The sequence below is a fragment of the Haloferula rosea genome (assembly GCF_016595525.1).
GTDB classification, from domain to species: Bacteria; Verrucomicrobiota; Verrucomicrobiia; order Verrucomicrobiales; family Akkermansiaceae; genus Haloferula; species Haloferula rosea.
This window is the reverse complement of sequence record NZ_JAENII010000009.1, coordinates 32,061-44,906: the sequence shown is the minus strand read 5'-3', so window position 1 is coordinate 44,906 and position 12,846 is coordinate 32,061. Positions and strand designations below refer to the sequence as shown.

The 12,846-nt window shown below is 62.2% G+C and carries 11 protein-coding genes; 3 read left to right on the top strand and 8 right to left on the bottom strand.

The window, feature by feature from the left end:
* Positions 1-138 precede the first annotated feature (138 nt).
* Positions 139-486 carry a DUF3024 domain-containing protein gene (locus tag JIN81_RS12210; RefSeq protein ID WP_200279871.1) on the top strand — a complete coding sequence of 116 codons (348 nt, stop codon included), beginning with the start codon at positions 139-141 and terminating at the stop codon, positions 484-486.
* Positions 487-490: 4 nt separating this feature from the next.
* On the opposite strand, the gene JIN81_RS12205 is transcribed toward JIN81_RS12210, so the two are convergent.
* The gene (locus JIN81_RS12205) at positions 491-2,137 is read right to left on the bottom strand and encodes an ATP-dependent nuclease (RefSeq protein WP_200279868.1); all 1,647 of its coding nucleotides are present in this window, start codon (positions 2,135-2,137) and stop codon (positions 491-493) included.
* Between the two features lie 133 nt (positions 2,138-2,270).
* On the opposite strand from JIN81_RS12205, the gene rseP reads away from it, so the two are divergent.
* Positions 2,271-3,716, top strand: coding sequence for an RIP metalloprotease RseP (gene rseP / locus JIN81_RS12200; RefSeq protein ID WP_325100883.1), 1,446 nt, complete (start codon positions 2,271-2,273; stop codon positions 3,714-3,716).
* Positions 3,717-3,734: 18 nt separating this feature from the next.
* Here rseP and JIN81_RS12195 read toward each other — a convergent pair whose 3' ends face one another.
* The 7 genes from JIN81_RS12195 to JIN81_RS12165 form a co-directional block, all read right to left on the bottom strand.
* A complete protein-coding gene (locus JIN81_RS12195) occupies positions 3,735-4,199 on the bottom strand; it encodes a tRNA (cytidine(34)-2'-O)-methyltransferase (protein ID WP_200279863.1) in 465 nt (154 codons plus the stop codon).
* Positions 4,196-5,080: a thiamine-phosphate kinase gene (locus tag JIN81_RS12190; RefSeq protein ID WP_200279860.1), complete on the bottom strand. Its 885-nt coding sequence runs from the start codon at positions 5,078-5,080 to the stop codon at positions 4,196-4,198. The genes JIN81_RS12195 and JIN81_RS12190 overlap by 4 nt, the downstream gene beginning before the upstream one ends.
* On the bottom strand, positions 5,077-6,048 hold the full coding sequence (locus tag JIN81_RS12185; protein WP_200279857.1) for a CPBP family intramembrane glutamic endopeptidase: 972 nt from the start codon (positions 6,046-6,048) through the stop codon (positions 5,077-5,079). The genes JIN81_RS12190 and JIN81_RS12185 overlap by 4 nt, the downstream gene beginning before the upstream one ends.
* Before the next feature lie 435 nt (positions 6,049-6,483).
* Entirely contained in the window at positions 6,484-7,833 is a 1,350-nt protein-coding gene (locus JIN81_RS12180; RefSeq protein ID WP_200279854.1) for a hypothetical protein, read from the bottom strand.
* Positions 7,834-7,937: 104 nt separating this feature from the next.
* A complete protein-coding gene (locus tag JIN81_RS12175; protein ID WP_200279850.1) occupies positions 7,938-8,453 on the bottom strand; it encodes a C40 family peptidase in 516 nt (171 codons plus the stop codon).
* Between the two features lie 75 nt (positions 8,454-8,528).
* A complete protein-coding gene (locus JIN81_RS12170; protein ID WP_200279846.1) occupies positions 8,529-10,931 on the bottom strand; it encodes an ATP-binding protein in 2,403 nt (800 codons plus the stop codon).
* A 21-nt stretch (positions 10,932-10,952) separates the two neighbouring features.
* Positions 10,953-11,345, bottom strand: a complete 393-nt coding sequence (locus JIN81_RS12165; protein ID WP_200279835.1) for a hypothetical protein — start codon at positions 11,343-11,345, stop codon at positions 10,953-10,955.
* Positions 11,346-11,524: 179 nt separating this feature from the next.
* Between JIN81_RS12165 and JIN81_RS12160 the strand changes: the two genes are divergently transcribed.
* Positions 11,525-12,790, top strand: coding sequence for a Gfo/Idh/MocA family protein (locus tag JIN81_RS12160; RefSeq protein WP_200279832.1), 1,266 nt, complete (start codon positions 11,525-11,527; stop codon positions 12,788-12,790).
* Positions 12,791-12,846: the final 56 nt, after the last annotated feature.

The following is a 12,846-nucleotide window of genomic DNA, read 5'->3' as shown; positions in this document are numbered from 1 at the left end:
TCATGCACATGGATGACATGATGCTGACAAAGGATGGCATTCACTGCCCTTGCGAATGCAGCCGGACCGGCGGTTATTGCCCGAGGATTTGCCTGCCACACGGCAGCCCCGCGTCACCCCCGATTTTCCTCCCTCTCCATGGCATTCACCGAGTTCGAACAGGCACTGGTCGAGACCAAGGCGTCCGCATTCATCGAGGCCCGTCGACCTCCCGTGGAACTGCGCGCCCAGATCGATCTGGCTTATCGCATCAGCGGGCAGTCCGTGGAGATTTTCGAGATCCGTCCGCAGTTCGATGACCCCAGCCAGTCCATGGAACACTCCATCGCCAAGGCCACCTGGGTGAAGTCCGATGAACGATGGAAAATCTACTGGCAGGGCGTCGACCTGGCCTGGCAGCGCTACGATCTCCTGCCGGAAGCCAAGCACCTCGACGGCTTTCTCGACGCCGTGACCGACGACCCCGCTGGCTGCTTCTGGGGCTGAAAGCCTACTTCGATTGCGAGCGGGCCACTTTCACACAGGTCCGGATCATCTTCTGAAGGACGTCCGGCACCCCCGGTGAGCCATCCGCAGCCACGGCCTCGATCACCCTCAGCGCCAGGTCCGGCTTCGACAGCGTCTGCACCGCCCGCTGGATCACCCGACGTGGATCCATGTCCCGCGTCGACTTGCCGCCCAGTCGCGCGTGCTCCTGATACACCTTGGCATAGCCGTGCTTGTAAAAGCAGTGCTCAATGTCGGGCTCATTGAGCAGTGTGAATCTCCCCTGGCGATCCTTCGTCGCGACCGTGCGCCGGATCGTATCGATGTAGGTTTGACCCGCCTTGTCTCCGTCCGCGAGCACATGCCAGCCGATCCCCAACTGCTCGGCCACCCGGATCATGGGGGCCAGCCCCGACTGGGCGAACTCCACACATTCGATCCCCTCGACCCCGAACTCATAGCCGCACAGTCGCGCGAGCTGAGGCAGCATCCACATTTCGGACTCCCCCTCGACCAGCAGCCACATGCGGGCAAAACAGGCCGCCCCCCGGTGAGCTCCGAGGTGATAGCCGATCCGACGCAGTTCGACCCCGGACAACTGCGTGACGTCGACCCGGTGCTCCGTCACCACACCCCGGCGTCGCGTCAGCCGCCGCACATTGCTCAGCGGCATGCTACCCACCATCGCACCCGAGTAGGTGGTGATGATCTTCTGCCAGCGGATGTCACTGAGGAAATAACTGATGGATGCCAGTGACTTGGGATGCAGGTGCGCCTCGGGGTCCTCGATGATCCAGATCGGCTCCATCTCCTTGGCCATGGCCCCACGGGCCACCCGCAGCAAGGCGGCAATCAGCAGCAGAATCCCCAACTTTTCGGAACTCGTATTCGACCCTGGCAGGGTCGGCTGGCTACTGTTGAGATCGATCCCCTTCCCGAGGATCTCCCGCACTCGGCGAGCCAGGTTCGGAGCCTTCCGGTCGCGAGGAAGGGTGACCAACTGGAGCAATTCCCGGGTCGCCTTGAAACCAGCCTCAAGATCACTCTCCTGATTCGGGCTCGTCTTGGAAATCAATCGCTCGGCCGCCACCTCGATCGCCGCGATCTTCTCGTCCAGCTCCGTTTCCCCCGTCCGGCACAGCCCTGGAGCACACGGCAGGGTCTCCGTGCCGTAGCCGGTCAGCATGCCCGCTCTCAGGTGGATGGCCGGAGTGAATTCGCGGAGCCAGCGCAGCACTTCCGGATCCGAGGTCTTCCGTTTGCCCGACTTCAAGCGCCAGACTACTTCCCCTTCCGGCTGCGCCCGGAGCTCAAAGGCCACCTCCCGGCAATCCTCTCCGGCGCGGAGCAGCAAGTCGTGAATCGGCGCATAGACCTCTCCGGCCCACTCGCCCGCTTCCCGCTCGCGGAACACAATGCGAATCCGAATCGGGCCGACGATCTCGTGCTTCACCGGATCCCGGTGGAACTGGAAAGACTCAAAATTCGGAGGTTCCTCCGCCGCCCCACCATCGAGCACGCGCACCAAGGCCTCCAGCAGGCTGGACTTCCCGCTGTCATTCTCGCCGATGAGCACCGTCGTGTGACCAAAGCTCAGCCGGGCACGGCGCACCGCCCGATAATTCTCCACCTCCAGTTCGTGTAGCTGCATTCCTCGTGTGATCGCTACCCTGCCGCCTTCCCGATCATGTGACAAGGACCCGCATTCAGGGACTCCCACCCACGTGATCTCGCAGGCTTTAACTTCTTGATGCCTGAAACACCCGCCTTACGCTCCGCCCGACGTGACTGACCCCGGACCCTTCGCAACCGCTCTGCTCATCTTCCTGGTGATCATGATTTTCAATCTGATCATCTTCGTCCACGAGCTTGGCCACTTTTGGGCTGCCAAATGGCGGGGCCTGAAGATCGACCGCTTCCAAATCTGGTTCGGCAAGCCGATCTGGTCGAAGACCATCAACGGCGTGCAATACGGCCTCGGCTGGATCCCCGCCGGCGGATTCGTGGCCCTGCCTCAGATGGCCCCCATGGAAGCCATCGAAGGTGACAACCGCGAAAGCGAGCCGCTTCCTCCCATCTCCCCGCTGGACAAGATCATCGTCGCTTTCGCCGGCCCGCTCTTCTCCTTCCTCCTCGCCCTCGGCGCCGCCGTCATCCTCACCGTGATCGGCAAGCCCGTCGATGTCATCCACACCACCACCATCGGCTGGGTGCAGAATGGCAGCCCGGCCGACGAAGCCGGCCTCCAACGCGGCGACGAGATCCTCGCCATCGATGACCAACCGGTCACCAGCTGGAACCTCCCCCTCGACAGCGTCTTCATGCAGATCGCCGTCAGCCGCCGCGACAAGATCCACTTCACCATCGACCGCCCCGAAGTCGGGAAAATGGAAATCGTTTCCGAGTTCAAGATCGCACCCACCAAGTGGTGGCAGCGGAAGAAGACGCGCGAAGTCGGCATCGCGCCGATCAGCCCGGATCAACCCATCAGCGTCACCGGCCTCGTCGAAGACGAGAACGCCCCGGCAGTACTCGCCGGCCTCCAGAAAGGCGACGTCATCCTCGAACTCGATGACCAGAAGATCGTGCAATATGACCAGTTCATCGAAGCTATCCAACTCAGCGAAGGCAAACCGATGACCCTCACCGTCGAACGCAAAGGCGAACAAAAGGACCTCACCTTCACCCCGGTCCGTCCGCGCCAGGAAGGTGCGCCGGCCGACGCACCGCCACTCCCCTACATGGTGGGTGCCACCTTCGATGCTCCCGACCCCTACGTGCGCGAGTGGCGGAAGCCCGGTCCATTCCAGCAGGTCAGCGAGACCCTCCGCACCATGTGGATCACCGTTTCCAGCGTCGCCTCACCAAACTCGAGCATCGGCATCCAGCACCTCAGCGGCCCCGTCGGCATCGGCAAAATCCAGTACTACTCGCTGCTGATGGACAACCCGCTCCACCGCATCCTCGGCTTCATGGTGCTGATCAACGTCAACCTCGCGCTGCTCAACCTGCTTCCCTTCCCCGTGCTCGATGGTGGTCACATCACCATCGCCACCATGGAGGCCATCGCCCGCCGCCCCGTGAATGTGAAGTTCCTCGAAGTCCTCCAACTCGGCTTCGTCTTCCTTCTCTTCGGCATCATGCTCTACGTCACCTCGAAGGACGTCGTCGACGACTTCGGCATGGGCTCTCCGCAGGGAGGTAAGATCGTATTCCCGGCCCAGGAGTAGCCCGCAACCAACGGAGGGCTACCCACGCACCTGCCGGACCGCCTCGTAGAGCGTGATCGCGACCGCGGTCGACAGGTTCAGGCTGCGCGTGCCTTCCTCGACCATGGGAATCCGGATCCCCTGATCGCCCGCCGCCTTGACCATCGACTCAGGCAGGCCGCGCGACTCGCAGCCGAAAACCAGATAGTCTCCTTTTCGGAAATCCGCGTCCCAGTGGGCCCGCGTCGTCTTCGTGCTCAGATACCAGAAATTCGCACCGTCATCGGCGGCCGCTTGGAGTTCCTCGAAGCTGTCCCACACGCACAGGTCCACCTTGTGCCAGTAGTCCAGCCCCGTCCGCCGGACATGCTTGTCCTCGAGGGAAAACCCAAGTGGCTTGACCAGATGCAGCCGTGCTCCCGTGGCAAGCGCCAGCCGTCCCGCCGCCCCGGCATTGTGCGGGATCTCGGGCGCCACCAAGACGATGTGATGATCCGGTGTCATCTCGCCCCTCCTCGAAAGTGCTCCCAGCCTCCCACCAGTTCCCCCCCCCCTTCGGTCAGCTCCCCGATCGCCGTGAGGGGCGCAAACGCCGTCGGCCAGGCCGCCACCAGTTTCCTCCACCTGCGCGCCGGTACTGTCACCAGCAGCTCGTAATCCTCACCATCGCCGATCGCATCCTCGATTCCGCATCCGCGATTCCGTGGCACCGCCGCTTCATCGAGCGCAAACCCACAGCCGCTCGCTTTTGCCAAGCGCGGCAGGTCTTTCGCCAGCCCATCGGAAAGATCCATCATCGCCGAGGCACCCTGCTCCGCCAACTGCCGCCCCTCCTCGAGCCGCGGCGTGAACCGCAGATGCTTGCCGCGGATCGATCCGCCCAGCCGCCCAGTCACCGCAATGACATCACCCGGTTTCCCACCCGAGCGACTGACCCACTTGCCGCGCGCCACACTCCCCTCGCCCGACACCGAGATCACCGCCGGCGACCCCTCCGGCACGCTCGTCGTTTCCCCACCGGCGAGGATGCCACCATGAGCCTCCAGGCACCGGCGGATCCCGCGATAGAGCCCTTCCGCCCACACCACCGTCGTCGTGCTGGGAAGCGCCACCGTGACCATCAGATACTCCGGCCTCCCCCCCATCGCCGCGAAATCGCTCAACACACGCGCCGCTGCCTTCCAGCCGACCTGCGTCGGCACCGCGTCCGAGAGAAAATGTACCTTCTCCACGATCGCATCCGTCTTCAGCAAGCGCAGCGCCCCCCGACCCGGATCCACCACCGCACAATCATCGCCCGGACCCGCCACCAGACCCTCGCGGGAGAACCCTTTCACCAAGCGCTCGATCAAGGCGTCCTCACCGATGTCCTTCAGGCGTTTCATGACTCAGGCAGAGCGATCCAGCCCCAGTTGGATGCCAGTTGAAACCCGACCGTCGCCCCATTGAACAGCATGTGAATCCCGATCGGAGCCCAGATCGATCCCGTCAGCTCATAAGACAGCGCCAGCAACAGCGCGAGAAAGCACAGCGGAACCAGAGCCAGCGCATTGTGGTGAATCGCCGCGAAAACCAACGCACTGAACAAGACCGCCGGAGCGCGTCCGATGAATCGCTTGCTGACCGGGTAGAGGTAGCCACGGAAAAGGACCTCCTCGCTCACCGGAGCCACGATGACTGCCGTAAATGACAGCAACCCCAGCAGGATCGGATCCTTGACCGACGAAAACGCAGACACCACCTCCTGCTGTCCTTCTCCTTCACCGAGCCCCATCGCCTCCTGAAGCCACAGATTGTAGCCCCATGCTTCCAGCCCGGCCATGAATGCCCAAGTCGACAGCACCCCGACCGGAGCAAGCAGGAACACCCAGCGCCATTGGGGCCAGCCAAGCCCGAGCCAGGTAGCCGGACTGAGTCGCCAAACCACCATGCCCAGCACCAGAGCCACCATGAACGTCTGCGTCACGATCGTCCCGATCACCGCTTCCATGCCGATCTCAACCGGCGCATTCCCCGTCGTCCCGACCAAATCGAGCAGCAGCGGAACCATGTAAATCCCGACCAAAAAGGCCATGAGCACCAGATCCATCGGCCGGTAGATCCTGCAGGAAACCCGGTTCAGGCTCAGCCCCAAACGCCGGGCCAACGGCTGGCTGCCTTCCGACTGCGGGGGAGCATACGGAGTCGTCACCTCAGTAGGACACTGCCACGTCACCGGTTCCACACCAGCGGGCAGCGGCGGCGGAGTCGAAACAGCACCTCCACCCGTCCGCCACCTGACCAGGAAGCCAACACCAAAGACGAGGAACGCCACCACAAACGCCGTAGCCACCATGTAGAACTCAAAATCCATCGAACGCGGCGTGACTTTGGGAACCCACCCGCCCAGCGACCAGCCCAAACCATTCACCGGCCCCGCAGAGCATGCGTGTAAGACTACACGACCCCATTCATTCGACGAACCCATCGACCCATGCCGCCCAAGGGGTCAGGGGTTGAGGGGTCAGGGGCCAAGCGATGCCAGCGAATAGGGACCGCGGCTTTCCAAGCCGCCGCAACTCACACGCCCTCGCACCGCCCTCACCTTCGGCCACACGACTCCACTCTCTATTCTCTCCTTTCCACACACAAACAGCAGAGCATGCGCAGCTCTCATTTCGCACCCCTTTCGCGGTTCTCCAGCTCCTCCAACCCCAATCAGAGGGATCTCAACCGGCGCTGCTACAAGAAGGGACTCGAGAACGTGATGTGGCATGACCATTTAGGCCATTCGGTGGTTTCCCCACCCCTACGGCTCGTCGGCGCGAAAGTGAGTGCCGTTATGGAACACCCCGTTGTGCAGGTAGTACTCCCGCTTGGCCCAGCGCTTCCCAGGCGTCCATTCACCGTCTTCATTTCTCGCCTCTACCACGTAGTCCTCGCCCCGGAAGGTGAAATCGAACTTGATCCGTTTGGGATCCTCGGGGTGCACTCGGATCGCGGCGAAGGGGATGAGTCCCAGCATGCCTTCAGCTCCCCCTTTCAATTCCGATGCCATCCGCTGGAAGACCTTCTGCTCGTTCAGCCATTTGAGCCGCAGCTTCATCTCCTGATCAAGCAACACACCATCGTCACGAAACCACAGCGCCCCCTCCTCCACGACGATGACACCATTCTTCATCCGCAGCTTGCAGCTCATCGGCATCGGGAACCGACCGAGTGTCCTGCCCCCGGAAATGAAGCGGAGGAGAAGCTCTTCCACCCGGCCCGAGATGACGCGGTAGTGCAGGGATCCACCATCCTTGGGTAGCCGTGCCATGGCCACCTCGTCTCCATATCCCATCGACACCACATCCACCCGGACCAGACATCCTCCACCTGCCGAATCCTTTCCAAAAAGTGCCATCCGGCGGGCTGGATCGAGACAGTCCCCAAGCGCAGCGCTGACGATCTTCAACAACTCATCAACCTTCTCGACGGCGGGCGAATAATCGCTTCCATAGCTCTCCCTGAACTCCTGATAGGTCGGCAGGACCGCCACCCGGGAAAGCACCTCATGGGGAAAAACCTCCTTCATCTTGTACGCTTCCTCGATGGCCCTCAGGCTGTCCCCACACTGCCTCAGGTCATCAGCGAAGGACTCCAGTGAGGTCGTGAAGCGGGTTCTCGCCACCGATTCCTCCTCCGCGCCGACCATCCGCTTCACATCCCACGGGATCTGTTCGAAACGATTGGCGATGACGAACTCGGGACGGGTGGCGAAATAATACATGCTCCTCAGTTGCTTGCCGCCAGCACCCCGGACCTCGGCCTCCACGCACACTCCCTGGCCTAGGGCCGAGGGACCACCCACGTCCGCCCACTCCGAGTTTCGCGCGATGGCGTGAAACGCACCCACCGTCCCGGGATCGTTGAACCGAAGGGTCTTTCGAGTCCTCTCCTTCTTCCCCTCGTCCATGAAGTCAAACCTTGGCCCCGCAAAGCCATCCCACTTCACCTCAACGGCTTTCTCCCCGATCTCCGCAGTCACCAAAAAGGCGTCGCCATCCTCGAAAGCCGAGCCTTTCCACTCGACGACATAGGAAGGCGGCAGCGATTCCGCCTCGGCGCACAGCGAGACGACACACGCACACCAAAGTGCAGCAACTTTTCCCAGCATCACCCCTCTGACTACCAGCCGCTGAAAGACAGACAAGGAGAATGGTCGGGACGACCAACCTCACGATCCCACCACCCGCAATCCCGGCTGCCGCTGGCCGGAAATCAATAACCCGCCGGATGGCGCATCACATGACCCTTGCCGGGGCGCGACATCGGCTTCCAGCGTGGCCCGGTCCGGCCTCCACCCCAGCCGGTATCGAGACGAAGACCCGCCACCGTCATGAAGACATGGCCCGGACGCACATAGACCGTGATCCAGTCACCCGCACCACGGTCGCCGAACTTCATGAAGCCGCTCGAAGGCATCTGCCCATTCATCAGTCCCGCTTCACGCAGGACGTAGGACACCGCTCCGGAGCAATCGTAGCCGGTATCATCCAGCACCGCGTGACCACCACCCCACTTGTAGGGTTTATCCTGCAGCCGATTGCCCGCTTGGATCGCCCTTTTCACGGCCTCCGGCGCATTCTTCGGCGCATATGCCAGTCCATCCTGAAGCAGCGCCGTTTCACCGGGTTCGAAATGGTAGGAAACCGGTTGCCGCGCTTTGACCTGCCGACCGCAGGACGTCAAACCCAACACGGTCGCGAGCAGCAAGAGGAGCGTCAGAGCCTTCATCGGTGGGCCTTCTAGCAAAAGTTGTTAAGTTTTACAAAAAGTTTTTAAAACTTAAGGAGTCACCCTTCCCCTAGCTCACCACGCCGGACGATCGTCCGCGTCGTAGGGAAGCCACAGGAGAGCGATTTCATCCACCTTCACATTGGTCCGCGTCGGCTTGAGCGTCTCGGTTTCCAGCTCGAGTGCCGCGGGATCGAAGCTCTCGCTCAGCTCCGCGATGTCCGCCTGCAGCTCATCCTGAAGCTCCTGCATGTCCTCCTCGATCGCCTCCACCTTGTCCTCGGCAGCCGCCACGTCGCGGTGCTGCTGATAGGCTCGCGACGACCGTTTCACCGCCGTAGTGGCGCTGCGCCGACGCCCGCCGAAAAGCCCACCCAACAGGCTGCCCAGAACGCTCATGCCGGCATCGACCTTCGCCGCATCCGCTTGGGCTTTCTCCCGAGCCAGCGTGCCCTCGGCAGAACGCAGTCGGTTCTCCATGGTCTTCAACTTCGACTCCACCTTGTCGCGCAGCTTTTCCACCGCGGCATCGCGGGCTTCGCGCGCCGTCTGTGCCAGCCGGGTTCTGAAATCCGATTCACTTTCACCCAGGTTTGCGTAGGCCTTCAGCGCCGGGCAGTGGAAAATCTCGGCCCTCTCGTTGCGATACATCCACTCGGAAAACTCCTTGCCGACCGTCTTGTAGTTGGCGGCATTCATCGCGAAGCCCGGCAGCGAATCGAAACCGGCGCCGGAGGACGGATCAGACACGAGGCCATTCAACGGCACCTCGACCTCATCCTCCCAATCGACTCCCTCGTCCTGCATCGGGTTGACCTTGCCGATCTTGCGGGATCCCTCAACGCCCGCCTTCTTCAGGGCGAAATGGACCTCCCCTCGACGCAGCAGGTGGGGTCGATAGGTCGCATCCTCGGTCGGCCCCGCGACCGGAACGAAGTGCTCGACCACCCCCGGCCCGACGGATGGGCGGGCAGCAGTCTGCTTCGGCGGACCGGACATGCCCGGCATGCCCATCGGGTGGTCCGCCTTGGAAACTCGGGTAGGTATCGTACTTTCGAAGACGCCCCGCTTCGGATCCATCAATCGCTTGATGCTCGACCGCGTCAGCGGACCGGCGAGATAGCTCATCACCCAGCGCACATGGAACAGCACCGGCGCCTCATCGTGAACATTGTTCAGCAGGAATACCCGGCTTCCGAGACCCGATAGCAGGGTCTCCATGGCCGCTCGATCGAACTTGGAATCCTGCGAGGCAGCAGCGCCCTCCAGTCCGTCCAGCACGCGCAGCTTGTCGCGTTCGGTCTGCAGGCGACCGAGGAACCAGCTGCCGATGTTCGACAGCGCCTTGTAGTCGAGATCGACCGGGTTCTGCGTCGCCAGCAAGCAGCCGAGACCGAAGGCCCGGGCTTGCTTGAGCATCGTCATCATCGGCTTCTTGCTCGGCGGGTTCGCCGTCGGCGGCAGATAGCCATAGATCTCATCCATGTAGAGCAGGGCCCGCAGCGAGGTGGTCCCCCCCTGCGCACGCATCCAGCCGAGCATCTGGTTGAGCAGCAGGCTAACGAAAAACATCCGCTCGCTGTCGGACAGGTGGGCGATCGAGAAGATCGACACCCGGGGTTTCCCGTCCGGGGTGTGGAGCATCTTGGAAATGTCCAGCGGTGGACCTTCCAACCAGGTCGAAAAGGACGGAGACGCCAGCAGGTTGTTGAACTTCAGCGCCAGATCCTGACGTTTCTTCGACGGCAGGAAGGACTCCACATCGATCACCCCGACCTTGTCGAAGGCCGGCTGCTGGATGTGACGGATGAGCGATTCCAGGGTCAACCCCTTCTCCGCACGCCATTCGTGGGCGAAGATCGAGGACAGCAGCACCGCTTCCGGGGACTGGATGGGATCCGCATCCACCCCCACCAGCGACAGCAAGGACGACACCGTGGACTCGATGCGCTCACCGAGCATCTCACCGTCATCGATCACCTCAAAGGGCGGCGCCTCCAGCGAGGAAAGGATGGAGACCGGGATGCCGGCCTTCGATCCGGGCGTGAAGACATTCACATCGACCCGCTCACGCAAGGTCGAGATTGTCTCCGGTGATTGACCCCAGTCGGCGAGCCCCTTCTTCCACATGTCCGCCGTGCTCGCGGCAAATTCATCCGGGGTCTTCCCCTTCCGTGCCGCATCATCCTCGTTGATCCACGGGCGGAAATCCTCCGCCGCCAGATCAGGAAACATCAGCATGAGGTTGGCGATGTCTCCCTTCGGGTCGATGACGATCGCCGGCACGTGATCCATCGCCGCCTCCTCCAGCAAGGCCATGCACAGACCCGTTTTACCGGATCCGGTCATCCCCAGCACCACACCGTGGGTCACCAGGTCCTTGGAATCGTAGAGCAGTAGGTCATCCGTCGGGCGCGAGGCCTCCAGATCGAACTCTTTTCCCAAATAGAACGAGCCGAGTTGTTCGATGGCATTCATGCAGTGGACCGGGTGATGGGCTCAGCGACTCAAGTTGCCGGCCTTGGCATCGTAGATCCGCTTGTTCAGGCGGTTCCCGGTCTCGCGCATCCCCGCCAGGATCTTCTCCTTGGTCGCTCCTTCAGGGAGTTCACCATGCACCACCACCTTCTGACCCGCCAGATCATCAATGGCCTTGAACACCTCACTGAGGCTGCCGAACAGATGCCTTTCCTGCTCCTCCGCAGGCAGGAGGAAAAATGCGTAGTTCAACATCCAGCTCCCATCTTCGAGGAGGTAGAAACGGTGTTCCTCCATCGTCCTGCTGCCAGGCGCATACCCATCCTGACGAATGACGTAGGGGCCCTTCCCTCCGCGCAAGTAACCGAGATTGAGCAATTTGAACCGATCGACAGCATGGGAAATGACAGGCATGACCGGGCAAGTATGGATCGAGGCCCGGAAGCGTCAAGAAAGCGGTCCGCCCCAGTCGTCACCCGCTTGGGAAAACCGCACCATGCTGCTGAAACATTCACCGCACGACCGACGTTTCCCTCCACGGTGCACCGCTCTGAAGCATGCGGACTCACCCAACCAAATCATTCCGACGACCCATGAACGACCCTCTGAATCGACGTCATTTCATTTCGAATACCGCTCTTGCAGGCGCAGCCATCGCGGGTGCCCCACTTCTCCGCGCCCAATCCAATCTCAGCGGTGACAGCATCAAGGTCGCGGTGATCGGCTGCGGAGGTCGCGGATCCGGTGCCCTCGGGAATTTCATCCAGGCCTGCAAGACCCTCAACATCAAGCCGGAGATTGTGGCTCTCGCGGACGCCTTCCAGGACCGGGTCTCCGGCCTGGGCAAGAAGCATGGCGTCCCCGCCGAACGCCAGTTCGTCGGCTACGATGCCTACAAGAAGGCCCTCGCTACCGACTGCGAATACGTGATCATGGCCACCCCTCCGGGTTTCCGTCCGGTGCACTTCGCCGCCGCCGTCGAGGCCGGCAAGCACTGCTTCATCGAGAAACCCGTCGCCGTCGACCCGGTCGGCTCCCGCGCCGTCATCGCCGCCGGTGAAGTGGCGAAGAAGAAGGGCCTCGGCGTCGTCGCCGGCACCCAGCGCCGCCACCAGAAGGGTTACCTCGAGAACAAGGCCAAGATCGATGCCGGTGCGATCGGCTCGATCAAGGGCGGCGTGGTCCAGTGGAATGGCCGCATCCCATGGATCAAACAGCGCCAGGACGGCTGGTCGGACACCGACTACATGAACCGCAATTGGCTCAACTTCACCGAGCTTTCCGGTGACCACCTCGTCGAACAGCACGTCCATAACATCGACGTCGCCATCTGGTTCCTCGGCCGGCTCCCGGTCTCCGCCCTCGGATTCGGCGGACGCGCACGCCGCGTGACCGGCAACCAGTTCGACTTCTTCAGCGTGGACCTCGATTTCGGCGAAGACGTGCACATCCACAGCCAGTGCCGTCAACTTGCCGGTGCCTACTCCCGCGTCGGCGAGATGTTCACCGGCACCGACGGCATCTGCCTCGGCGGCGGCAAGCTCAAGGGCAAGGACGTCAGCATCGCTGAGATCAAACTCCAGTCGGACAATGCCATGGTCCAGGAGCATATCGACCTCATCACCTCGGTCCGCGACGGCAAGCCGCGCAACGAGGCCAAGCAAATCGCCGAGTCCACCTTGGTGGCCATCATGGGCCGCATGTCGGCCTACACCGGCCAGATGGTCCGCTGGGTCGATGTCATGGAGAACAAGAAGTCCCCATTCTACGACTACCAGTGCGCAGTGGGTCCACTCGATTTCGAAAAGGGTCCGATCACGCTTCCCGAAGAAGTGCCTCCCATTCCCGGGAAGGCCTGACCCACGTCTCCCCCAGACACCCGGCCCGGCGCCACATCGATCCACATCGATGCGGA

Bases quoted from the DNA above. Each gene is read 5' to 3' on its own strand.
- JIN81_RS12210 (WP_200279871.1), top strand. From the start codon at position 139: ATGGCATTCACCGAGTTCGAACAGGCACTGGTCGAGACCAAGGCGTCC.
- JIN81_RS12205 (WP_200279868.1), bottom strand. From the start codon at position 2,137: ATGCAGCTACACGAACTGGAGGTGGAGAATTATCGGGCGGTGCGCCGT.
- JIN81_RS12160 (WP_200279832.1), top strand. From the start codon at position 11,525: ATGAACGACCCTCTGAATCGACGTCATTTCATTTCGAATACCGCTCTT.
- JIN81_RS12180 (WP_200279854.1), bottom strand. From the start codon at position 7,833: ATGCTGGGAAAAGTTGCTGCACTTTGGTGTGCGTGTGTCGTCTCGCTG.
- JIN81_RS12175 (WP_200279850.1), bottom strand. From the start codon at position 8,453: ATGAAGGCTCTGACGCTCCTCTTGCTGCTCGCGACCGTGTTGGGTTTG.
- JIN81_RS12165 (WP_200279835.1), bottom strand. From the start codon at position 11,345: ATGCCTGTCATTTCCCATGCTGTCGATCGGTTCAAATTGCTCAATCTC.
- JIN81_RS12195 (WP_200279863.1), bottom strand. From the start codon at position 4,199: ATGACACCGGATCATCACATCGTCTTGGTGGCGCCCGAGATCCCGCAC.
- JIN81_RS12185 (WP_200279857.1), bottom strand. From the start codon at position 6,048: ATGGATTTTGAGTTCTACATGGTGGCTACGGCGTTTGTGGTGGCGTTC.
- JIN81_RS12190 (WP_200279860.1), bottom strand. From the start codon at position 5,080: ATGAAACGCCTGAAGGACATCGGTGAGGACGCCTTGATCGAGCGCTTG.
- JIN81_RS12170 (WP_200279846.1), bottom strand. From the start codon at position 10,931: ATGAATGCCATCGAACAACTCGGCTCGTTCTATTTGGGAAAAGAGTTC.